Consider the following 20132-nt stretch of genomic DNA (forward strand, 5'->3'; position numbering starts at 1 on the left):
GTGCCCCACGGTAGCCGACTCACGGGTCCCGACGGGCCACGACGCCGACAGCCGCGGCGAACACCACCGCCGCCACCGCGGCGAAGTAGGCGGCCGAGCCCAGCGGGCCCCACCACATTGAAAAGGTCTGCAACCACGGTATTTCGGTGAACGCATTGGCGTTGGCGAACGGCAGCAGCGGGCCGACTCGGGACCCGACGCCCGGGATGGCCCCGAGCAGCGGTTCCAGCACGAACGGCATCAGCAGCAGGATCGCGATGACGGCGGCGCTGTGCCGCAGCAGGGCGCCCAGTCCGACGGCCAGCAACGCGGCCAGCACGGCGTACAGCGTCACCGCCCCGACGGTGCGCCACGGTGCCAGGCCGGTGAGCGCCAGTTGCGCGCCCTGGCGCTCGTCGAGCATCGCCCGCACCAGCAGCAGCGATCCCAGCGACATCGCCGCGGCCAGAAACCCGGAGAACACCATGGTGACAACGGCTTTGGCGATCAGTACCCGAGAGCGCCGCGGGGTCGCCATGAATGTCGTACGGATCATCCCGGTCCGGTACTCCCCCGTCACGGTCAGCGCGGACAGGATCATCAGCACCGGGACGCCGAACATCGCCACCCCGAGTACCGCCCGGTCTGGGCTCACGAGGCTGTAGGGCAGCGCCGCGGCGGCCTGCACGGCGGCCAGACCCAGGCTGATTACGACCACGGTGAGCGTCAGCCACAGCGGTGACCGGGTGCTGGTGAGTTTGATGCGCTCGGCGGCGACGGTGCTCATGATGAGCCCGCCCGATACTGCACGGCGCCGTCGGTGAGGTTCAGGTAGGCCTCCTCCAGCGACGCCCCCTGCGCGGTGAGTTCGTGCAACACGATGCCGTGCGCCGCGGCCAGCTCACCGACCTGTTCGGTGCTGCTGTCGTCGACCAGCAGCGCCGCACCGTCGCGGCGGGCACCGGGGAGCAGGGCGACCAACCGGTCGAGCTGCGGGCTGCGCACCCGCACGGTGCCGCCCTGATTGACGAAGTCGGCCATCGTGGTGGCGGCGATCAGCCGACCCCGCCCGATCACCAGCACCCGGTCGGCGGTGTTGGCCATCTCGGCCAGCAGATGGCTGGACACGAACACGGTCCGGCCCTCGGCGGCGAGACCCCGCATCAGGGTCCTGATCCAGCGGATACCCTCGGGGTCCAGCCCGTTGACCGGTTCGTCGAACAGCAGCACCGACGGGTCGCCGAGCAGCGCCGCCGCGATGCCGAGGCGCTGCAGCATGCCCAGCGAGTACGTGCCGGCCTGTTTACCGGCGGCGTCGGTCAGCCCGACCTCGGCGAGCACCTCGTCGACCCTGCGTAGCGGGATCCGGTTGGTCGCGGCGATCCACCGCAGGTGCGCCCGCGCGGTCCGGTTCGGGTGCACCTGCCGGGCGTCGAGCAGCGCGCCGACGGTGCGTAACGGGTGCTTGTGTTCGCGATAGGGCCGCCCGGCGACGGTCACGGTACCGGCGCTGGGCCGGTCCAGCCCGACGATCATCCGCATGGTGGTGGACTTGCCCGCGCCGTTGGGCCCGAGGAACCCGGTCACCACACCGGGCTCGACGCTGCAGGTCAGTTCGTCGACGGCGCGCACCTGGCCGAAAGTTTTTGTCAGACCGGTCAGTTCGATCATGTCCCGGGCCGTTCCTCGACGTGAGCCACGACCAGATTGGCCACCGCACGCATGCCCTCGGCGTTGGGGTGCAACGGCGCGGTGTGGCCGGGGATGGGCACCGGGAACCTGCTCGGCAGGTTCGTCCAGGGCTGCGCCGACCACGGGTGGTGCTCGCGGCTGGCCTGCCCGGCGCACACCACCGCGGCTCCGGTGCCTTCGGCCGCGGCGGCGGTGAGACGTTCCAGTTCGGCGGCGATGCGCCGGCCCAGGTCGGTGTCCCCCGCGGACAACGGAGGCGCCGAACCCTGCGGCGGCAGCAGGGTCAGGTAGTCGACGAACAGCACCCGCGCCAGGGGCGCACGTGCCCGCACCACCCGGCCGACCTCAATTAGTTTCGGGGCCACCGCGGCCAACTCGCGTTCCCGCGCGCCGGCGTCCCGCATACCCCGCAGCGGCGGGAGCCACCGCAGCGGCGCGGGCAGCGCCGCGGCGCACAGCATCGGAACGTAGCCGACGTCGTTACCGCCGATGGTCACCGTGACCAGCGACTCCGACCCGTCCAACGCGTCGACCTGCGGCGGTTCCCCGTGCTGCGACTCGCCGAGCACATGCGCGGTGGTCGCCCCGGAATAGGTGACGTCGACCAGGTCCAGGCCGAGCCGCTGGGCCACCAGGTGGGGATAGTTGCGCTGCGAACGCATCGCCAGCAGCGGCGACCCCGGAGCCGTCGGCGGGATGCCGGGGCCCGCCGCCATCGACGAACCCAGCGCCACGTATCGGGTCACAGCAGGGCGGGGCTCGACGCCTGCGCCCAGAAGCGTTTCGGGATCCGCCCGGCGTGCCGGGCCAGATGCCCGGCGGTGACGGCGGCCGCCATCGCGGCGGCCATCGCGGCCGGATCGGCGGCGCGGGTCACCGCGGTGGCCAACAGCACGGCGTCGCAGCCCAGTTCCATGGCCAGCGCGGCGTCGCTGGCGGTGCCGATACCCGCGTCCAGGATCACCGGGACGTTCGCCGCGTCGACGATCATCTCGATGTGATGCGGGTTCGCGATGCCCAGACCGGTGCCGATGGGTGAGCCCAGCGGCATGACGGCCGCGCAGCCGGTGTCCTCCAGGCGCCGGGCCAGTACCGGATCGTCGTTGGTGTAGGGCAGCACGATGAAGCCGTCGTCCACCAATTGTTCTGCGGCCTTGACCAACTCGATCGCGTCGGGCAACAGCGTGCGCTCGTCGGCGATCACCTCGAGCTTGACCCATTCGGTGCCGAGCGCTTCGCGGGCGAGCTGTGCGGTGAGCACCGCCTCGGCCGCGCCCCGGCAACCCGCGGTGTTCGGCAGCGCCGAGATGCCCAGTCTGTCGAGCAGGTCCAGTACCCCGGTGCCGGCGTCCGCATCGACGCGGCGCATGGCCACGGTGGTCAGCTCGGTGCCCGACGCGATCAGCGCCTCCTCCAGCACCGCCAGGTTCGCCGCACCCCCGGTGCCCATGATGAGCCGCGAGCCGAACTCGCGGCCCGCGATCGTCAGCGTGTCAGCCACCTTGCACCGCCGTCACCACTTCCACCCGGGCACCGCCGGCCAGCGCGGTGTGCCACGAGGACCGCGGCAGCACCTCCCAGTCCACCGCCACCGCGATGCCCTTGTCGCCGAACCCGAGATGATTCACCAGTTCCTCGACCGTGGTGCCCTCCGGTACCTCGGTTTCCTCACCGTTGACCAGCAAGATCATGTCGCCCCTCAATGTGTCGCCAGTGCTGCAAGTTCGGTGGCGATCCGCTCCGCCGTCCAGGGCGCCAGCAGGAAACCGTTACGTCCGTGACCGGTGGCTGCCAGCGTCCGCTCGTCGAGCCTACCGACCAGCGGCAGACCATCCGGTGTCATCGGCCGTAGCCCGGCCGCACATTCGGCCAGTTCGTACTCCCCCAGTGCGGGGATCACCGCACAGGCATCGTCGAGCAGGTCCCGCACGCCGCGGACCACCGGGGCAGTGTCCCGGCCGTGCTCGTATTGGGTGGCGCCCACCACCACGCCGTCACCGCGCGGCACCAGATATACCGGCCGCCCGTGCACACGTGCACGGATGACTCTCTGCGGCAACGGCATACACCCCTTGCGCCAACGCAGCCGCAGCACCTCGCCCTTGACCGGGTGCACCGCGAGACCGGGCCAGAGGGCGGGCGCGTCGATACCGTTAGCGATCACCCGCTGATCGGTGTCCACCGCGGCGAGTTCGGTCACCGGCGGCGCCCACTGCACACCGAGCTCTGCACAGGCCCGCTCCAGGGCGCTCACCAGCGCCCGGTTGTCCACGGCCAGTTCGGTTTCGGCGCAGAACCCGTGCCGGATCCCCTGGGCCAGCAGCGGCTCCACATCGCGGGCAGCGGTCGTGACCGTCACCGGGTGCCCCTGCTCGGACAACCAGTCGGCCACCGTCTTGAGGTCCGCGACATCGGCCCGGTCGACCGCCACCACCAGTGACTCATGGGCGGTCACCACGTCGGCGGGCAGCCCGTCCAGGAACCCGGTATGCCAGAGCTTGAGCGATTCCAGGCCCATCGCCAGCAGGGCCTCTTCCCCCGGCCAGCCCTCGCTGTGCGGGGCCAGCATGCCGCCGGCCACCCAGGAGGCGCCACGCGCCTCGGTCCGGTGCACGCGCACCGACCACCCGTCCTGGGCGGCGCGCCGAGCCACGGACAGGCCGATGACACCACCGCCGATCACGGCAAGAGTTCCCGCCACCATGTCCTCTCCCTTCGCCGGCATGACCCGGATCAGGTACGACGGTCAGGGCCGGTCGTAGGCCCACTCTCAGTCCCCGGTCCCGGGACTCCCGTGTTCAGCTGAAACAATACGCCGGTGCCCGGCCCTCTCGAACGACTGACCACCGCCTCGCTCTACCTGTGCACCGATGCCCGGCGTGAGCGCGGCGACCTGGCCGAATTCGCGGACGCGGCGCTGGCCGGCGGGGTGGACATCATCCAGCTGCGCGACAAGGGCTCGGCCGGCGAACGGCAGTTCGGCCCGTTGGAGGCCCGCCAGGAACTCGACGCGCTGGCGGTGCTTGCCGACGCGGCCCAGCGGCACGGCGCCTTGCTGGCGGTCAACGACCGTGCCGATATCGCACGGGCGGCCGCGGCCGATGTGCTGCACCTCGGTCAGGACGATCTGCCACTCGACATCGCCCGCGAGATCATCGGCGGGCGTCCGGTGATCGGGCGCTCCACCCACGACGCCGCCCAGGTCGCCGCGGCGATCGACGAGCCGGTGGACTACTTCTGTGTCGGGCCGTGCTGGCCGACCCCGACCAAACCGGGGCGCACCGCGCCCGGGCTGGATCTGGTCCGCCAGGCTGCCGCGCTGGCTCCGGACAAGCCATGGTTCGCCATCGGCGGGATCGACGAGCAGCGACTGCCGATGGTCGTGGCGGCCGGCGCCCGCCGGGTGGTGGTGGTTCGCGCGATCACCGCAGCCGAGGATCCACAGGCCGCGGCCCTGGCCCTCAAGAAAGCAATGGGATCCCGGCCGTAACGACGCGCAGCCGCTCCCAGCTGGCGGCGAAACCGGGATGCAACGGCAGGTCGGCGACCTCGTGCTCGGCGACCCAGCGCAGCTCCGAGCTCTCCCGGTTCGGGACGGTGCGCAGCTGTTCGGTGGCATCGGCGATCACGGTGGTGTAGCTCCAGCCCGGCACCTCATGGGTGACGACGGTCGTTCGCACCGTCATGAGGTCGGCCTGCACTCCGGTTTCTTCCAAGGCCTCCCGCACCGCGGCTTCCTCGACGGACTCGTGGCTGTCACGCGCCCCACCCGGTAGTGCCCAGGTGCCGCCCTGGTGGCTCCACGGCGCTCGATGCTGAAGCAGCACGGCGAAGGTACCGTCGGGACCGGGCGCGCGCAGCAGCAGTCCGGCTGCCCCGTGACGTCCCCAGAAATGGCCGCCACCCTCCGATATCACCCAACCGTCACCGTCACCGCGCACGACTTCAGAATAGGGGCTCGCGAATTCCCACACGTCACTCCAATGTCTCTTAGACTTCTTAGAAACACCGAGGAGGTCGCCAACACGTGACCGTGGAGTTGGCACACCCGTCGACCGAACCGCTGGCATCACGTTCGCCGACCAATCCCGTGCACCCGCGCTGGTCGTTCCTGTGGACCACCCCCGGGCGCATCCTGACCATCGGTGTCGTGCTGTCGGCCCTCGTGATCGCGTGTGCCTTCGCGACGTCGACCACGATCAACGACCGTCAGGAAGCACTCACCACGGTGCTCGACCACAGCGAGCCGCTGGCCTTCGCGGCCGGTCAGCTCTACACCACGTTGTCGGTGGCCGACGCGGCCGCCGCCACCGCGTTCATCGCCGGTGCCGAACCGCAGGATGTCCGGCAGCGCTACGAGCAGGCCATCACCGACGCGTCGGTCGCAGTCACCCGCGCCTCCGCCGGACTGACCACCGAACCGATGATCGAGCTGCTGGGCCGGGTCAACGCCGAACTGGCGGTCTACACCGGGCTGGTGGAGACCGCCCGCACCAACAACCGCGCCGGTAATCCGGTGGGCTCGTCCTATCTGTCCGAGGCTTCGGCGTTGATGCAATCCCAGATCCTGCCTGACGCCCAACGGCTCTACGAGGCAACCTCGGCGCGGGTGGACGCCGAGACGACGGCGTCGACCCGTATCCCGGCGCCGGTCATCCTGGTGGTGCTGGCCACCGTGATGTTCGGGCTGTTCGCCAACAGATGGCTGACCAAGCGGACCCGGCGGCGGATCAACATCGGCTTCGTGGCCGGCGGACTGGCCGTCCTGATTATGGTGGTGTGGGTGGGCACCGCACTCGTCATCTCCACCTCGGACAGCCGCAGTGCCAAAAACACTGCGGCACAATCGCTCAAGACGGTGACCACGATGGCCATCACCGCGCAGCAGGCGCGCGCCGACGAGACGCTGGCGCTGGTCCGCCGTGGCGACGAGGACGTGCGCAAGCAGTCCTACTACCAGCGCATGGACAGCATGCAGCAGCAGCTGGACACGTTCTTGAGGGCCGACAACGGTATCGACAAGGACGATCTGAGCGGGGCCGGAGACCTGCTGCGCAAGTGGCGGGCATCCAATGACCGGATCAACGCCTACATCGCCGTCGGCGACTATCAGGCCGCCACCCAGGTGGCGCTGGGCACCGGCGAGGACAACTCCACGCCGGCGTTCAGCAGCCTCGACGCCGCGCTGGCCAAGGCCATCGAGGAGAGCCGCGGCCAGCTGCGCACCGATATCGTCAACGCCCGCCGGGTGCTGTCGGGGGCGACCGTCGGCGCCGCGGTGCTCAGCATCATCGCGGCACTCGCGGTGGCGCTCGGGCTGTGGCCGCGGCTCAGCGAGTACCGGTGATGAAGACACGGGTGGCCGCCCTGTTGGCAGCGGCGGCGGTGCTCGCCGGCTGCCAGCAGTCCCCGCCGCTGGAACCGATTCCCGAGGTGACGCTGGCGCCGCCCACCCCGGCCGGAATGGAGCAGGCCCCACCGGACGAGGCCGCGCAGGCCCTGCCCGACAACTCCACCTGTGACCGGACCGCCAGTCTGCGGCCCTTCCCGAACCAGGCCCAGGCCGACGAGGCGGTGGAGAACATCCGCAACCGCGGCCGGCTGATCGTCGGCCTCGACATCGGCAGCAACCTGTTCTCCTTCCGCGATCCGATCACCGGTCAGATCACCGGATTCGACGTCGATATCGCCGGCGAGGTGGCCCGCGACATCTTCGGCACCCCGTCCCAGGTGGAATACCGCATCCTGTCCTCGGCCGACCGGATCGAGGCGCTGGAGAAAAACCAGGTCGACATCGTGGTCAAGACGATGAGCATCACCTGCGAACGCCGCAAGCAGGTCGACTTCTCCACCGAGTACCTGTCGGCGAACCAGCGCATCCTGGCCCCGCGCGACTCGGCGATCCGCCAGGCCAGCGATCTGTCCGGCAAGCGGGTGTGCGCGGTGAAGGGCACCACCTCGCGCAAGCGCATCCAGCAGATCCAGCCGCCGGTACAACTGGTGGACGTGGTGACATGGGCGGACTGCCTGGTCGCCCTGCAGCAGCGGCAGGTCGACGCGGTCAGCACCGATGACTCGATCCTCGCCGGCCTGGTCAGCCAGGACCCGTATCTGCATATCGTCGGCCCCAGCATGAATCAGGAGCCCTACGGGATCGGGGTCAACAAGAACAACCCCGGCCTGGTCCGGTTCGTCAACGGGACCTTGGAGCGGATCCGCCGCGACGGGACCTGGAATACCTTGTACCGCAAGTGGTTGACGGTACTGGGGCCGACGCCGGCACCCCCGGTTGCGAGGTACTCCGACTGATGAGCCGCTCCCGATGAACGACGACGACCCCGGCACCCAGCCCGCCTCGCTGGCCGAGCTCGACGCCCTCGCCGAGCCTGAGGACGGCGAGGATTCGGTCGCCACGATGCGCCCGATGGCCACCCAGGCGGTGTACCGGCCCGATTTCGACGACACCGACCGGGCGTCCACGGTGTCCACCGAGCCCTCCGAGAACATCACGACGTGGACCCGGCCGCGCTCGCCCATCCGCCGCCTCGGCGGCGGGCTGGTCGAGGTGCCCCGCGTCTACGAGCGTGATCCGTTGACCGCGTTGATGACCAATCCGGTGGTCGCCGAGGCCAAACGGTTCTGCTGGAACTGCAACCGGCCGGTCGGGCGTGCCTCTAAGAAGGATGCGGACGGGCCGGCCCGCGCAGGGCTTTCCGAGGGGTTCTGCCCGCGCTGCGGCAGCCCGTTCTCGTTTTTGCCCCAACTCAGTCCCGGCGACACCGTCGCCGACCAGTACCGGATCAAGGGCTGCATCGCCCACGGTGGTCTCGGCTGGGTGTATCTGGCCTTCGACACCAATGTCAACGGACGCCCGGTGGTGCTCAAGGGCCTGGTGCATTCCGGTGACGCCGAAGCGCAGGCCACGGCGATGGCCGAGCGACAGTTCCTCGCCGCCGTCACGCATCCGGCCATCGTGAAGATCTTCAACTTCGTCGAACATGCCGACAAGCACGGTGAGCCGGTGGGCTACATCGTGATGGAGTACGTCGGCGGTACCTCGCTGAAGCAGCCCAAGGGCGTCAAACTGCCGGTGGCACAGGCGATCGCCTACATGCTGGAGATCCTGCCCGCGCTCGGATACCTGCACTCGCTCGGTTTGGTCTACAACGATCTGAAACCCGAGAACATCATGGTCACCGCCGAGCAACTCAAGCTCATCGACCTCGGCGCGGTGTCCCGGATCAACTCGTTCGGATACCTCTACGGCACACCGGGCTACCAGGCACCCGAGATCGTGCGCACCGGACCGACGGTGCAGACCGACATCTACACCGTCGGGCGCACCCTGGCCGCCCTCACCCTGAAACTGCGCACCCGTAAGGGCCGTTACGTCGACGGTCTGCCCGAGGACGACCCGGTGCTGGCCAAGTACGACTCGTTCGGCAGGCTGCTGCGCCGGGCCATCGATCCGGATCCCAACCGCCGCTTCGCCAGTGCCGACGAGATGTCCAGCCAGTTGATGGGTGTGCTGCGCGAGGTGGTGGCACAGGATTCCGGCGTGCCGCGCCCGGGCCTGTCGACGGTGTTCAGCCCGCCGCGGTCCACCTTCGGGGTGGACCTCCTGGTCGCGCACACCGATGTCTATCTGGACGGGCAGGTGCATTCGGAGAAGCTGACCGCACCGGAGATCGTCAAAGCCCTGCAGGTACCGCTGGTCGATCCGGCCGATGTCGGTGCGCCCATCCTGTCGGCCACCGTGCTCAGTCAGCCTGTGCAGACCCTGGATTCGCTGCGCGCGGCGCGGCACGGCACGCTGGACTCCGAGGGTATCGACCTGTCCGAATCGGTGGAGCTTCCGCTCATGGAGGCGCGCGCCCTGCTGGATCTGGGCGACGTCGCCAAGGCCACCCGTAAACTCGACGATCTGGTGGAACGGGTCGGCTGGCGGTGGCGGATCGCCTGGTTCCGCGGCGTCGCGGCCCTGTTGACCGCCGACTACGACACCGCGACCAAGTATTTCACCGAGGTGCTGGACACCTTGCCCGGTGAGCTGGCACCCAAGCTGGCCCTGGCCGCCACCGCCGAGCTGGCCGGCAGCTCGGACGAGCGCCGGTTCTATCAGACGGTGTGGCGCACCGACAACGGGATCATCTCCGCCGGATTCGGTCTGGCCCGGGCCCAGTCCGCGGAGGGTGAGCGCGATGACGCCGTCCGCACACTCGACCAGGTTCCGCCTACTTCACGGCATTTCACCGTGGCCCGGCTGACCAGTTCGGTGACGTTGTTGTCCGGACGCTCGATCAACGAGGTTTCCGAACAGCAGATCCGAAGCGCCGCACGGCGCGTGGAGGCACTGCCCGAGAGTGAACCGCGGGTACTGCAGATCCGGGCGCTGGTCCTGGGTACCGCGATGGACTGGCTGGCCGACAACACGGCGAGCACCAACCACATTCTCGGATTCCCCTTCACCCAGCACGGTCTGCAACTCGGCGTGGAGGCAGCGCTGCGTGGTCTGGCGCGGGTCGCCCCCACCCAGGAGCACCGCTATGCACTGGTTGACCTGGCCAACAGCGTTCGGCCGACGAGCACCTTCTAGCGGGCACCGGCGAGCAGGTCGACGCAGGCCCTCGCGATGGCCAGTTCCTCGTTGGTCGGAATGACCAGCACCGCCACCGGCGAACCGACGGCTGAGATACGGCGCGCGCCGCGGTCTGCGCCGCTGTTGAGGTCCTCGTCGAGTTCGATGCCCAGCGCCGCCAGGCCGGCCAGCGCGTCGCGGCGCACCGCGGCATCGTTCTCCCCCACCCCGGCGGTGAAGGTGATGACGTCGGTGCGGCACAGCACGGCCAGGTAGGCGCCGACGTACTTGCGCAACCGGTGGATGTAGACGTCATAGGCCAATTGCGCAGCCTCATCGCCGGTTTCGATGCGCTTGTGCAGTTCCCGGAAGTCCACCTCACCGCCGAGCCCGAACACACCGGAGCGCCGGTTGAGCATGGTCTCGATGTCCTCCACCGACATTCCTGCGGTGCGCCACAGGTACATGATGATGCCCGGGTCGATGTCCCCGGCTCGGGTTCCCATCACCAGACCCTCCATCGGGGTCAGGCCCATCGAGGTGTCCACGGCACGTCCACCGCGGATGGCCGATGCCGAAGCGCCGTTACCCAGATGCAGCACAATCTGATTCAGCTCACTGAACGGCTGTTTCAAGAACAGCGCGGCCTGCTCGCTGACGTAACGATGCGAGGTGCCGTGGAATCCGTACCGACGAATGTGCCACTGCTCGGCGATATCCCGGTCGATGGCGTACTCCGCGGCCGCCGCCGGCAGATCGTGGAAGAAGGCGGTGTCGAACACCGCGATATGGGGTAGATCGGGAAGCATCTTGCGTGCCTCGGCGATACCCAACAAGGCCGGCGGATTATGCAGCGGGGCAAGAGGTGCCAGCTCGTCAAGCTTGGTGACCAGCGCATCGTCGATGACAGTCGGCCGGTAGAAGCTCCGTCCGCCGTGCACCACCCGGTGCCCGACGGCCACCAACCCGTCAAGGCTCGGCAACGCGGCGAACACCGCGGCCAGCGCCTGGCCATAGTCCGCCACCCGCTCGATGATGCCGTCGGCCAGCGCGGTTCCCGAATCAGGATCCAGCAGCTCGTATTTGACCGACGAGGAGCCAGAATTGAGCACCAGCACCGAGCGCGCGGTCACTGCCGGGCCGCCTGGATCGCGGTGATCGCCACCGTGTTCACGATGTCCTCCACCAGGGCTCCCCGGGACAGGTCGTTGACCGGCTTGTTCAGTCCCTGCAACACCGGTCCGATCGCGATGGCACCGGCGCTGCGCTGCACCGCCTTGTAGGTGTTGTTGCCCGTGTTGAGGTCCGGGAAGATCAGCACGGTGGCCCGGCCCGCCACCTCCGAACCCGGCATCTTGGTCTGTGCGGTCGACGGATCCACCGCCGCGTCGTACTGGATCGGTCCTTCCACCAGAAGTTCCGGTTGCCGCTCGCGCACCAGTTCGGTTGCCGCTCTGACCTTGTCGACGTCTGCACCGGTACCGGAGCTGCCCGTCGAATACGACAGCATGGCAACCCGCGGATCGATGCCGAACTGGGCGGCGGTGCGCGCCGACGAGATGGCGATGTCGGCGAGTTGTTCGGCCGTCGGGTCCGGCACGATCGCGCAGTCGCCGTAGGCCAGCACCCGGTCCGCCAGACACATCAGGAAGATGCTGGAGACCGTGCTGACACCGGGTGCGGTCTTGATGATCTCGAAGGCCGGGCGGACGGTGTGCGCGGTGGTGTGCCTGGCCCCGGAGACCATCCCGTCGACCATGTCGTTGTGGACCAGCATCGTGCCGAAATAGGAGACGTCGGAGATGATCTCGCGGGCCTGGTCGACGGTGACACCCTTGTGGCTGCGCAGCTGCGCATACTGTTCGGCAAACCCGTCGCACAGGTCGCTGGTGCGGGGGTCGAGCACGGTGGCGGCGGCCAGGTCCACGCCCAGTTCGGCGGCCCGGGCGCGGACCGTCTTCTCCTCGCCCAGAATGGTCAAGTCGGCCACCCGGCGCGCCAGCAGACGTCCGGCCGCACGCAGGATCCGGTCGTCGTCGCCTTCGGGCAGCACGATCCGCTGCACGTCGGCGCGGGCCTGGTCGATCAGCTGATAGGTGAACATCTGTGGCGTGGTGACCGTGGGGATCGGAATCGACAGCGTGTCAAGCAGATCCGCGGTATCGACATAGCGCTCCATCAACGCCAGCGCGGTGTCGACCTTGCGATGGGAATCGACGGTCACCCGCCCGCGGGCGGAGGCGACGGCACGCGCGGTGTCATAGGTACCCAGTTCGGTACTGATGATCGGCAGCCGCGTGCCCAGGCCCTCCACCAGCCGGGCAACCTCCGGGTGCAGCGGCAACCCACCGTTGAGGATGACACAGGACAGGGACGGGAACCCCGCCGCCGCATGCGCACCCATCACTGCCATCACCACGTCGGAACGATCGCCGGGGGTGATGACGGCCATGCCGTCGTGCAGCCGTTCCAGTACATGCTCGGCGGTCATCCCCGCCACCAGGACGCTCATCGCCTCGCGGATCAGCGACTGCTCGTCACCGCCGGTGAGCTCGCCGTGCACGGCCGCCCGCAACTCCGCCACCGAGGGTGCCACCAACAGCGGTTCCTCGGGCAGTACGTAGCTCGCGGGCACCAGCTCCGAGAGCTGCGCCAGCGCCTCGGCCACCGCGGTCAATTGATCGGGATCGCAGCGGTTGGCCACCACGGCCGCGGTGTGCGCATGCTGGCCGGCCAGTTCCGCCAGGCAGACCTCGACGGCCTGCGCGACCTCGGCGGGGGTGCGGTCCTTGGCCTTCACCGCGAGCACCACGGGTGCGCCGAGGTTGACCGCTATCCGCGCGTTCATGCTCAGCTCACTGGGTGCCGCCACGTCGGTGTAGTCGCTGCCGACGATGAGCACCGCATCGCTGCGGTCGGCGACGCGATGGAACCGCTCGACGATCTCGGCGATGGCCGCCTCGGGATCCTCGTGCAGCTGCCGATAGCTGACGCCGGCGCACTCCTGATAGGTGAGCCCGGCGGTCGCCTGCGACAACAGCAGCTCCAGGATGTAGTCGCGCTCCCCCTCGGCGTCACCGGGTGAGCCCGGCGAGGGGGCAGCCTCACGATGTTCGAGCCGGGTGATCGGCCGGAACACCGCGACCCTGGCGACGGTGGCCGTCAGCTTGTGCAGGATCCCCAGGGCGATGGTGGACTTTCCGGTGTCACCCTCGGGCGACGCGATGTAGATGGCCGAAGCGGTCACTCGGCCAAGCTTGCCAGCACCTCACCGAATTCGGCAACGAAGCGGTCCACGTCGGACATCGAGAACACCAACGGCGGCCTGACCTTGAGCACATTGCCGTGCGCCCCGCACACCGATATCAGCACCCGGCGCTCGCGCATGGCGTTGACGATCCAGCGGGCCGCCGCGCGGTCGGGATGGCCGTCGGCGTCGAGCACCTCCACACCGAGGTACAGCCCGGCACCGCGCACCTCTCCGATGCGCGGATTCTCGGCGGTCAGTCGGGTCACCTCGGCGCGCAGATCACCGCCCACCGCGGCCGCGTTGGCGATCAGCTGTTCACCCTCGATGACGTCCAAGACGGCGGCCGCGGCCGCCATCGACACCGGGTTGCCGCCGAAGGTATTGAAATAGGGCACCTCGTTGGCAAAGCCGGCCAACACATCGCCGCGCGCCACCATCGCCGCGACCGGCATCCCGTTGGCCATCGGCTTACCCATCGTCACGAGCTCGGGCACCACCCCGTGGCGGGAGAAACCCCACATCCCCGCCCCGGTGCGCCCGAAGCCCGGCTGCACTTCGTCGGCGATCAGCACACCGCCGGCGGCACGCACCGCGGACACCGCCGGCGCCAGCACCAACGGGTCGGGGTAGATGCCGTCGGAGGAGAAGATGGTGTCCACGATCAACGCGCTCACGCCGAAACCGTTCTCCCGCAGGTCGGCGATGGCCGCGGCGATCTCGGCCGGCTCCAGCTGCGGCGACACCGTGCGTACATGTGGCCCCAGGCTGGTGCGACCTCCGATGGACGGCGAAATGGCATTCACCGCAGCCGTATTGCCGTGATAGGCCTCCTCGGTGACGATGATGCCGGTGGCCCCGGTGTGCATGGCCGCCACCCGCAGGGCCAGATCGTTGACTTCAGATCCGGTGCAGGCGTACATGATCTGGTAGGAGCCGCCGGGGCCCGGATCGGGGAAGGTCGCCAGCAGGCGCTGGGAGTAGTCCACGATCCCTTCGTGCAGATACCGGGTGTGGGTGTTGAGGGTGCTCAACTGTCTCGTCACGGCGTCGATCACGTGCGGATGGCAGTGCCCGACGCTGGCGACGTTGTTGTAGGCGTCAAGATAGTCATTGCCGTCTGCGTCGAACAGCTTCGTCCCCGAGGCCCGGACCAGATGAACGGGCTTCTCGTAGAACAACCGGTAGGCGGGCCCGAGGACTCGGTTCCGAGCAGCTATCAGGGGGTCGTCCAGCTGACCACCCTGATAGCTGTTGGAATCCATGATGTTGGAAAAGGACATGATTCGTCGTCAGCGCTCGTGGGCTTCTTCCAGAACGGTGCGCCCCAATTCGGCGTACCGTGCTGGATCTTTGTACTTCAGGAACAGGGCCAGCAGCACGCCCCCGATACCGACGATACCGACCACCCACGGGATGGCGGCGAAGATCCAGTCCGTGGCCGCGGTGCCCGCCGCGAAGGACGCGTTCTTGGCCAGCAGGTAGACCACATAGATCATGCCGAGCCCGCCCAGGAGCGGGGCCAGGAACGTGCTGAACCAGTTGGCGGTTTCCGGATGCCGCTTGTGCACATGGAAATACGAGATCACCGAGAACGCTGCCAGGGCTTGCACGATCATGATCGCGGTGGTACCCAGCAGAGCCATCAGGCCGTACAGACCGGTGTAGGGATCACGATCGGTGAACTGGAAGAACAGCACGATCAGCGTGGCGAAACCGGTCTGCACGAACCCCGCGATATGCGGGGAGCCGTGCACCCGGTGGGTGGCACCGATGGTCTTGCGCATACCCGGGATGACGTTCTCCCGACCCAGCGCGTAGAGGTAGCGGGCCGCACAGTTGTGGAACGCCATACCGCACGCGAACGAGCCCGTCATCAGCAGGATCTTGAACAGATCGACGGCCCATTGGCCCAGATTGTCGTGCACCGGGTTGAAGAAGATGTTGCCCGCGGTGGCCGAATCCTGGGCCAGCGCAACGGCGTTCTCCGGGCCGGTACCGACGATGGCCAGCCAGGACACGATCACGTAGAACGCGCCGATACCGACGACCGAACAGATCACCGCGATGGGGATGATCTTCTTGGGGTTGCGTGATTCCTCGCCGTACATGGCGCTGGACTCGAACCCGACCCAGGACCAGAACGCGAAGAACAGTCCGACACCCGCGGACCCGGCCACCGCGATCATGGAGCCGTCGGGGCCCTCGACGGCCCCAGACAAGCTCTGAAAACCGTTGAGCGGGTTCAACGATCCCCACGACCAGCCCTGCGGACCGCCACCGGCCACCAACACCGAGACAGCCAGGGCGCCCAGCATCACGATCTCGGTGACCAGGAAGACACCGAGTACCTTTGCGGCCAAGTTGATGTCGAAGTAGGTCAGCAGGGTGTTCACGCCCAGCATCACCAGCGCGAACACGATCCAGGGCACGTCGACACCGAACAGTGAGGTGAACAGGTCGGTGCCGAAGAACGAGAAGATGCCGATCAGGGAGGCCTCGAACACCATGTACGCCAGTGCGGTGAGGAATCCGGCGCCCAGCCCGACGATGCGCCCGAGGCCGTGCGAGATGTACCCGTAGAAGGCCCCGGTGGCGGTGATGTGCTTGCTCATGGCGGCGTAGCCGATGGCGAACAGCGTGAGCACGATGGTGGCCACGAAGTAGCCGGCGGGCGCGAAGGCCCCGTTGCCGTAGCCGACCGCGATCGGAACGTTGCCGACCATGGCGGTGATGGGTGCGGCGGTCGCGACCGCCATGAACAGCACGCCCACCAGCCCGACGGCGTTCGGCTTGAGGCGTTGAATGGGGTTGGTGCCCGTAGGGGCGGGTGGATCGATGATTTCGCTCATTGAATCCCAATCTGAGGGCCAAACCAGACAGTTATTTGGTCTGGTTTTGAAGAGTCACCGGCTTCGGTACCGGTGACGGAATGCGACGTCGGCAATTGTTACCCCGCTCAGATTCGTTGGTCAACTGGAGATTTTAACTGTGAGCTTGCTGTGTTTCGGCGGTGTTTCGCACCGGAGCATATTGCAACGCTGACGTAAAAATCGGCGATTTGGTCTGTTTTGGCCCTCTCTTTGGTACACACTGGTCGGCATGCCGGGATTACCTTCTGACCACGAGAGCTTCGCCCGCGCGGCGCTACCCGCCTACGGTCGCGCCGCGGACACCGAGCTCCGGCTGCTGAGCCTGTCGGAAAATGCCACCTACCTGGTCGGCGGCGACGAACCGTTCGTGCTGCGGGTGCACCGGCCCGACTACCACTCCAGGCAGGCGATCGAGTCCGAGCTCGCCTGGATGTCCGCCCTGCGCCACCAGACGTCGGTCCGCACCCCCGAGCTGGTGACCGCGCGTAGCGGGGAGAAGGTCGTCACCGCCGCGGTCGGAGACCGGACGCTGCATGTCGACGCCGTCAGCCATATCGCCGGGTGCACCGCCGAGGATGCCACCGATATCGTCGGGTTCGCCGACCTCGGTGAACTCGCCGCCCAGATGCACGAACATGCGTTGGCATGGCCGCAGCCGAGCGGGTTCACCCGATTCCGGTGGGATGTGGACACCATGGTCGGCCCCGCCGGACGATGGGGAGACTGGCGTGCGGCGGCGGGCTTGACCCGCACCGAGCAGGAGACGATCGAGCGGGCACTGTCCGTCCTCGCGCAGCGGCTCGACGAGTTCGGCACCGGCCCGGACCGATTCGGGTTGGTGCACGCCGACCTGCGACTGGCCAACCTGATGGTCGATCCGAACACCCCCGGCTCCGGTATCACCGTGATCGACTTCGACGACTGCGGCTGGTCCTGGCACCTGGCCGATCTCGGCGCCGTGGTGTCCTTCATCGAGGACACCCCGGTGGCCGAGACCATCGTCGAACAATGGTTGCGCGGGTATCAGAACGTGCGCACCCTGCCGGGCGACCACCAGGCCCTGATATCGACCTTCGTGATGCTGCGCCGCATCCAGCTGACGGCCTGGATCGCCTCGCACGCCGACGCCGACGCCGCAACCACCATAGGACCCGAATTTGTCAGTGGCACAGCCCAACTGGCGCAGCGCTACCTTACCGACGCATCGTGGATGAGCTGAGAGGAACACCAATGTTCGACCTAGTGGGACGTTCGGTCCTGGTGACCGGCGGGAGCAAGGGAATCGGGCGGGGCATCGCCTCGGTGTTCGCCCGCGCGGGAGCCAATGTCGCGATCGCCGCGCGCTCGGCAGGCAGTCTGGACGAGGCCGTCGCCGAGGTGGACGATCTCGGCGACGGCACGGTGATCGGGGTACGGGTCGATGTCAGCGACCGCGGGTCCTGCGACGAGATGGCCGCCGCCGCCGTCGAGGCCTTCGGCGGGCTGGATGTGTTGTGCGCCAATGCCGGCATCTTCCCCGACGCACCGCTGGCCACCATGACACCCGCGCAGCTCGACGAAATCATGGGCATCAACGTGCACGGGACGTTCTTCGCGGTGCAGGCCTGCCTGGACGCGTTGACCGCGTCGGGGACGGGACGGATCGTGCTGACCTCCTCGATCACCGGACCCATCACCGGTTACCCCGGGTGGTCGCATTACGGCGCCACCAAGGCCGCCCAACTGGGTTTCATGCGGACCGCCGCGATCGAGCTGGCACCTCACGGGATCACCGTCAATGCCATCCTGCCGGGCAACATCCTGACCGAGGGCCTGCTCGACAACGGCGAGGACTACCTCGCGAGCATGGCCCGATCGATTCCCGCCGGCGCGCTGGGCACCCCGGAGGACATCGGCCATCTCGCGGCATTCCTGGCCACCAGGGAGGCCGCCTACATCACCGGTCAGGCCATCGCGGTGGACGGTGGCCAGGTGCTACCCGAGTCCCTGGATGCGATCATCACCTGATCATGGAGGAAACACCGGGGGGTGCGGTCGCAGAGGATGTACGCCGGCGGATTCTGTCCATGCTGTCCAGCGGTGCGCTGCGCCCGGGCTCCCGGCTGGGCACCGAACGGGAGATGGCCGAGCAGTTCGCGGTGTCCCGCGCGACGCTGCGCAGCGCACTGCTGCCGTTGAGTCAGGCCGGCGTGCTGGAGCGACGCACCGGTCGGGCCGGAGGAACCTTCATCCGTGCAGATGTGGTGCAGCGCAACGCCGCCGAGCGGGCCGGACTGCCGGCACTACTGCAGGACGGCGGTCACACCAGCCATACCAAGGTACTGGCCACCGACACCAGACCGGCGACCGACGCGGAATCCACCGCACTGAGCATCCCCGAGAACGCGCCGGTCGTCGTGATCCGTCGGCTGCGCTACGCCGACGGGGTGCCGCTGTCGGTCGACATGTCCTGTTTCAGCGCCGACCAGGTCGGCGATCTGCTCGAGCAGCCGCTGGGCGGGTCGCTCTACGAGCTGCTGCGGATCCGCTACGGACTGGTGCCCGCCGAGACCGACGAGACCATTGAGGTCGTCAGCGCCAGCCCGCGGGAGGCGCAATGGCTGGGCATCGCCCAGCGCAAACCGTTGCTCGCCATCACCCGGGTGGCCCGCTGCGAAGCGGGCAGACCGTTCGAGTACGCCTACGACCTGTTCCGCGCGGACCGGGTCCGACTCACCGCGTCCAGCAGCACCGGGATCACGCTAGCGTGCGCAACCGTGGCTCCAGATCCCGTTTGAACAGCTCCAGGAATCGGCGCTGGTCATGGCCGGGCGCGTGGAACACCAGATGATTGAGGCCCCAGTCGACATAGTCCTTGACCTTGGCGACCGCCTCGTCGGGATCGGAGGCGACGATCCAACGCTTGGCCACCTGCTCGATGGGCAACGCGTCGGCGGCCTTCTCCATCTCGATCGGGTCGTCGATGGAATGCTTCTGCTCGGCCGTCAATGACAGCGGTGCCCAGAACCGGGTGTTCTCCAACGCCAGTTCGGGATCGGTGTCGTAGGAGATCTTGATCTCGATCATCCGGTCGACATCGTCGGGGTTCTTGCCGGCGGCTTCGGCGCCCTCGCGCATGGCCGGGATGAGCTTGTCCTTGTAGAGCTCTTCGCCCTTACCGGAGGTGCAGATGAACCCGTCGCCGGCGCGGCCGGCGTACTTGGCCACCTGCGGTCCGCCCGCGGCGATATAGATCGGGATCCCGCCCTCGGGAACGTCGTAGATCGACGCGCCCTTGGTCTTGTAGTACTCGCCGTCGAAGTCGACCCGGTCGCCCAGCCACAGCTCGCGCATCAGCCGCACCGATTCGCGCAGCCGCGCGTAACGCTCCTTGAACTCCGGCCACTCGCCCTCGTAGCCGGTGGCGATCTCGTTGAGCGCCTCACCGGTCCCGACACCGAGGAAGATCCGACCCGGGTACAGGCACCCCATGGTGGCGAACGCCTGGGCGATGACCGCCGGGTTGTACCGGAAGGTCGGGGTGAGCACCGAGGTGCCCAACTGCAGCCGCTGGGTGCGCTCGCCGACGGCGGTCATCCAGGCCAGTGAGAACGGGGCATGGCCGCCCTCGTGGCGCCACGGCTGGAAATGATCACTGACGGTCGCACTGTCCATCCCGTGTGCCTCGGCCGCCACGGCCAATTCGACGAGCTCGCGCGGGGCGAACTGTTCCGCCGACGCCTTGTATCCCAGTTTGAGTTCAGCCACGGTTCCTTTCTACTCC

19 protein-coding genes are annotated in these 20132 nt (G+C 68.1%); 7 read left to right on the forward strand and 12 right to left on the reverse strand.

All coding sequences use genetic code 11. The features are described 5' to 3' along the window. Nucleotides 1–19: 19 nt before the first annotated feature. Genes A7U43_RS27020 through thiO form a run of 6 tightly spaced genes read right to left on the reverse strand, consistent with a single transcriptional unit; the run spans nt 20 to nt 4396 of the window. Entirely contained in the window at nt 20–766 is a 747-nt protein-coding gene (locus A7U43_RS27020; RefSeq protein ID WP_068001314.1) for an ABC transporter permease, read from the reverse strand. Further along, a complete protein-coding gene (locus A7U43_RS27025; RefSeq protein WP_068001317.1) occupies nt 763–1650 on the reverse strand; it encodes an ABC transporter ATP-binding protein in 888 nt (295 codons plus the stop codon). The genes A7U43_RS27020 and A7U43_RS27025 overlap by 4 nt, the downstream gene beginning before the upstream one ends. Then, nucleotides 1647–2417 carry an SGNH/GDSL hydrolase family protein gene (locus A7U43_RS27030; RefSeq protein WP_068001319.1) on the reverse strand — a complete coding sequence of 257 codons (771 nt, stop codon included), beginning with the start codon at nt 2415–2417 and terminating at the stop codon, nt 1647–1649. Before A7U43_RS27030 ends, A7U43_RS27025 begins: the two co-directional genes overlap by 4 nt. Then, complete coding sequence (thiG, locus tag A7U43_RS27035; RefSeq protein WP_231963747.1) at nt 2414–3121, reverse strand: thiazole synthase; 708 nt, start codon at nt 3119–3121, stop codon at nt 2414–2416. The genes A7U43_RS27030 and thiG overlap by 4 nt, the downstream gene beginning before the upstream one ends. Nucleotides 3122–3164: 43 nt before the next feature. After that, complete coding sequence (gene thiS, locus A7U43_RS27040) at nt 3165–3362, reverse strand: sulfur carrier protein ThiS (RefSeq protein WP_068001325.1); 198 nt, start codon at nt 3360–3362, stop codon at nt 3165–3167. Between the two features lie 8 nt (nt 3363–3370). After that, the gene (gene thiO, locus A7U43_RS27045; RefSeq protein ID WP_156526043.1) at nt 3371–4396 is read right to left on the reverse strand and encodes a glycine oxidase ThiO; all 1026 of its coding nucleotides are present in this window, start codon (nt 4394–4396) and stop codon (nt 3371–3373) included. Nucleotides 4397–4489: 93 nt separating this feature from the next. On the opposite strand from thiO, the gene thiE reads away from it, so the two are divergent. Beyond that, nucleotides 4490–5161, forward strand: coding sequence for a thiamine phosphate synthase (thiE, locus tag A7U43_RS27050; RefSeq protein WP_068001330.1), 672 nt, complete (start codon nt 4490–4492; stop codon nt 5159–5161). On the opposite strand, the gene A7U43_RS27055 is transcribed toward thiE, so the two are convergent. Next, nucleotides 5133–5612, reverse strand: coding sequence for an NUDIX hydrolase (locus tag A7U43_RS27055; protein WP_068001333.1), 480 nt, complete (start codon nt 5610–5612; stop codon nt 5133–5135). The two genes, thiE and A7U43_RS27055, sit on opposite strands and share 29 nt — an antisense overlap. A gap of 86 nt (nt 5613–5698) precedes the next feature. Between A7U43_RS27055 and glnX the strand changes: the two genes are divergently transcribed. The 3 genes from glnX to A7U43_RS27070 are packed head-to-tail and all read left to right on the forward strand — an operon-like array spanning nt 5699 to nt 10267. Beyond that, nucleotides 5699–7018 carry a protein kinase G-activating protein GlnX gene (glnX, locus tag A7U43_RS27060; protein ID WP_068001335.1) on the forward strand — a complete coding sequence of 440 codons (1320 nt, stop codon included), beginning with the start codon at nt 5699–5701 and terminating at the stop codon, nt 7016–7018. Then, nucleotides 7018–7980 (forward strand): glutamate ABC transporter substrate-binding protein, encoded by a 963-nt coding sequence (locus A7U43_RS27065; protein ID WP_068001338.1) that lies wholly within the window; start codon nt 7018–7020, stop codon nt 7978–7980. Before glnX ends, A7U43_RS27065 begins: the two co-directional genes overlap by 1 nt. Nucleotides 7981–7993: 13 nt before the next feature. Further along, nucleotides 7994–10267, forward strand: coding sequence for a serine/threonine-protein kinase PknG (locus A7U43_RS27070; protein ID WP_068001340.1), 2274 nt, complete (start codon nt 7994–7996; stop codon nt 10265–10267). Here the strand turns inward: A7U43_RS27070 and A7U43_RS27075 are convergent. From A7U43_RS27075 to A7U43_RS27090, 4 genes are read right to left on the reverse strand one after another with little or no spacing between them, the layout of a single operon-like run. Continuing rightward, nucleotides 10264–11382 carry an acetate kinase gene (locus tag A7U43_RS27075; protein WP_068001345.1) on the reverse strand — a complete coding sequence of 373 codons (1119 nt, stop codon included), beginning with the start codon at nt 11380–11382 and terminating at the stop codon, nt 10264–10266. The two genes, A7U43_RS27070 and A7U43_RS27075, sit on opposite strands and share 4 nt — an antisense overlap. Then, nucleotides 11379–13496 carry a phosphate acetyltransferase gene (pta, locus tag A7U43_RS27080; RefSeq protein ID WP_068001347.1) on the reverse strand — a complete coding sequence of 706 codons (2118 nt, stop codon included), beginning with the start codon at nt 13494–13496 and terminating at the stop codon, nt 11379–11381. Before pta ends, A7U43_RS27075 begins: the two co-directional genes overlap by 4 nt. Further along, nucleotides 13493–14779 carry an aspartate aminotransferase family protein gene (locus A7U43_RS27085; protein WP_068001350.1) on the reverse strand — a complete coding sequence of 429 codons (1287 nt, stop codon included), beginning with the start codon at nt 14777–14779 and terminating at the stop codon, nt 13493–13495. Before A7U43_RS27085 ends, pta begins: the two co-directional genes overlap by 4 nt. 9 nt (nt 14780–14788) lie before the next feature. Further along, complete coding sequence (locus A7U43_RS27090; protein WP_068001353.1) at nt 14789–16348, reverse strand: APC family permease; 1560 nt, start codon at nt 16346–16348, stop codon at nt 14789–14791. Between the two features lie 250 nt (nt 16349–16598). On the opposite strand from A7U43_RS27090, the gene A7U43_RS27095 reads away from it, so the two are divergent. From A7U43_RS27095 to A7U43_RS27105, 3 genes are read left to right on the forward strand one after another with little or no spacing between them, the layout of a single operon-like run. Further along, a complete protein-coding gene (locus tag A7U43_RS27095) occupies nt 16599–17588 on the forward strand; it encodes a phosphotransferase enzyme family protein (RefSeq protein ID WP_068001356.1) in 990 nt (329 codons plus the stop codon). A gap of 11 nt (nt 17589–17599) precedes the next feature. After that, nucleotides 17600–18376 carry a 3-oxoacyl-ACP reductase FabG gene (gene fabG / locus A7U43_RS27100; protein ID WP_068001361.1) on the forward strand — a complete coding sequence of 259 codons (777 nt, stop codon included), beginning with the start codon at nt 17600–17602 and terminating at the stop codon, nt 18374–18376. A gap of 2 nt (nt 18377–18378) precedes the next feature. Next, on the forward strand, nt 18379–19146 hold the full coding sequence (locus A7U43_RS27105; protein WP_068001363.1) for a GntR family transcriptional regulator: 768 nt from the start codon (nt 18379–18381) through the stop codon (nt 19144–19146). Here A7U43_RS27105 and fgd read toward each other — a convergent pair. Next, the gene (gene fgd, locus A7U43_RS27110) at nt 19106–20116 is read right to left on the reverse strand and encodes a glucose-6-phosphate dehydrogenase (coenzyme-F420) (RefSeq protein ID WP_068001366.1); all 1011 of its coding nucleotides are present in this window, start codon (nt 20114–20116) and stop codon (nt 19106–19108) included. The two genes, A7U43_RS27105 and fgd, sit on opposite strands and share 41 nt — an antisense overlap. Nucleotides 20117–20132 lie beyond the last annotated feature (16 nt).

This window comes from Mycobacterium adipatum, assembly GCF_001644575.1.
GTDB lineage: Bacteria > Actinomycetota > Actinomycetes > Mycobacteriales > Mycobacteriaceae > Mycobacterium > Mycobacterium adipatum.

Bases quoted from the DNA above. Each gene is read 5' to 3' on its own strand.
- A7U43_RS27020 (WP_068001314.1), bottom strand. From the start codon at position 766: ATGAGCACCGTCGCCGCCGAGCGCATCAAACTCACCAGCACCCGGTCA.
- A7U43_RS27025 (WP_068001317.1), bottom strand. From the start codon at position 1,650: ATGATCGAACTGACCGGTCTGACAAAAACTTTCGGCCAGGTGCGCGCC.
- thiG (WP_231963747.1), bottom strand. From the start codon at position 3,121: ATGGGCACCGGGGGTGCGGCGAACCTGGCGGTGCTGGAGGAGGCGCTG.
- thiS (WP_068001325.1), bottom strand. From the start codon at position 3,362: ATGATCTTGCTGGTCAACGGTGAGGAAACCGAGGTACCGGAGGGCACC.
- thiO (WP_156526043.1), bottom strand. From the start codon at position 4,396: ATGCCGGCGAAGGGAGAGGACATGGTGGCGGGAACTCTTGCCGTGATC.
- A7U43_RS27065 (WP_068001338.1), top strand. From the start codon at position 7,018: ATGAAGACACGGGTGGCCGCCCTGTTGGCAGCGGCGGCGGTGCTCGCC.
- A7U43_RS27070 (WP_068001340.1), top strand. From the start codon at position 7,994: ATGAACGACGACGACCCCGGCACCCAGCCCGCCTCGCTGGCCGAGCTC.
- A7U43_RS27085 (WP_068001350.1), bottom strand. From the start codon at position 14,779: ATGTCCTTTTCCAACATCATGGATTCCAACAGCTATCAGGGTGGTCAG.
- A7U43_RS27090 (WP_068001353.1), bottom strand. From the start codon at position 16,348: ATGAGCGAAATCATCGATCCACCCGCCCCTACGGGCACCAACCCCATT.
- A7U43_RS27095 (WP_068001356.1), top strand. From the start codon at position 16,599: ATGCCGGGATTACCTTCTGACCACGAGAGCTTCGCCCGCGCGGCGCTA.
- fabG (WP_068001361.1), top strand. From the start codon at position 17,600: ATGTTCGACCTAGTGGGACGTTCGGTCCTGGTGACCGGCGGGAGCAAG.
- A7U43_RS27105 (WP_068001363.1), top strand. From the start codon at position 18,379: ATGGAGGAAACACCGGGGGGTGCGGTCGCAGAGGATGTACGCCGGCGG.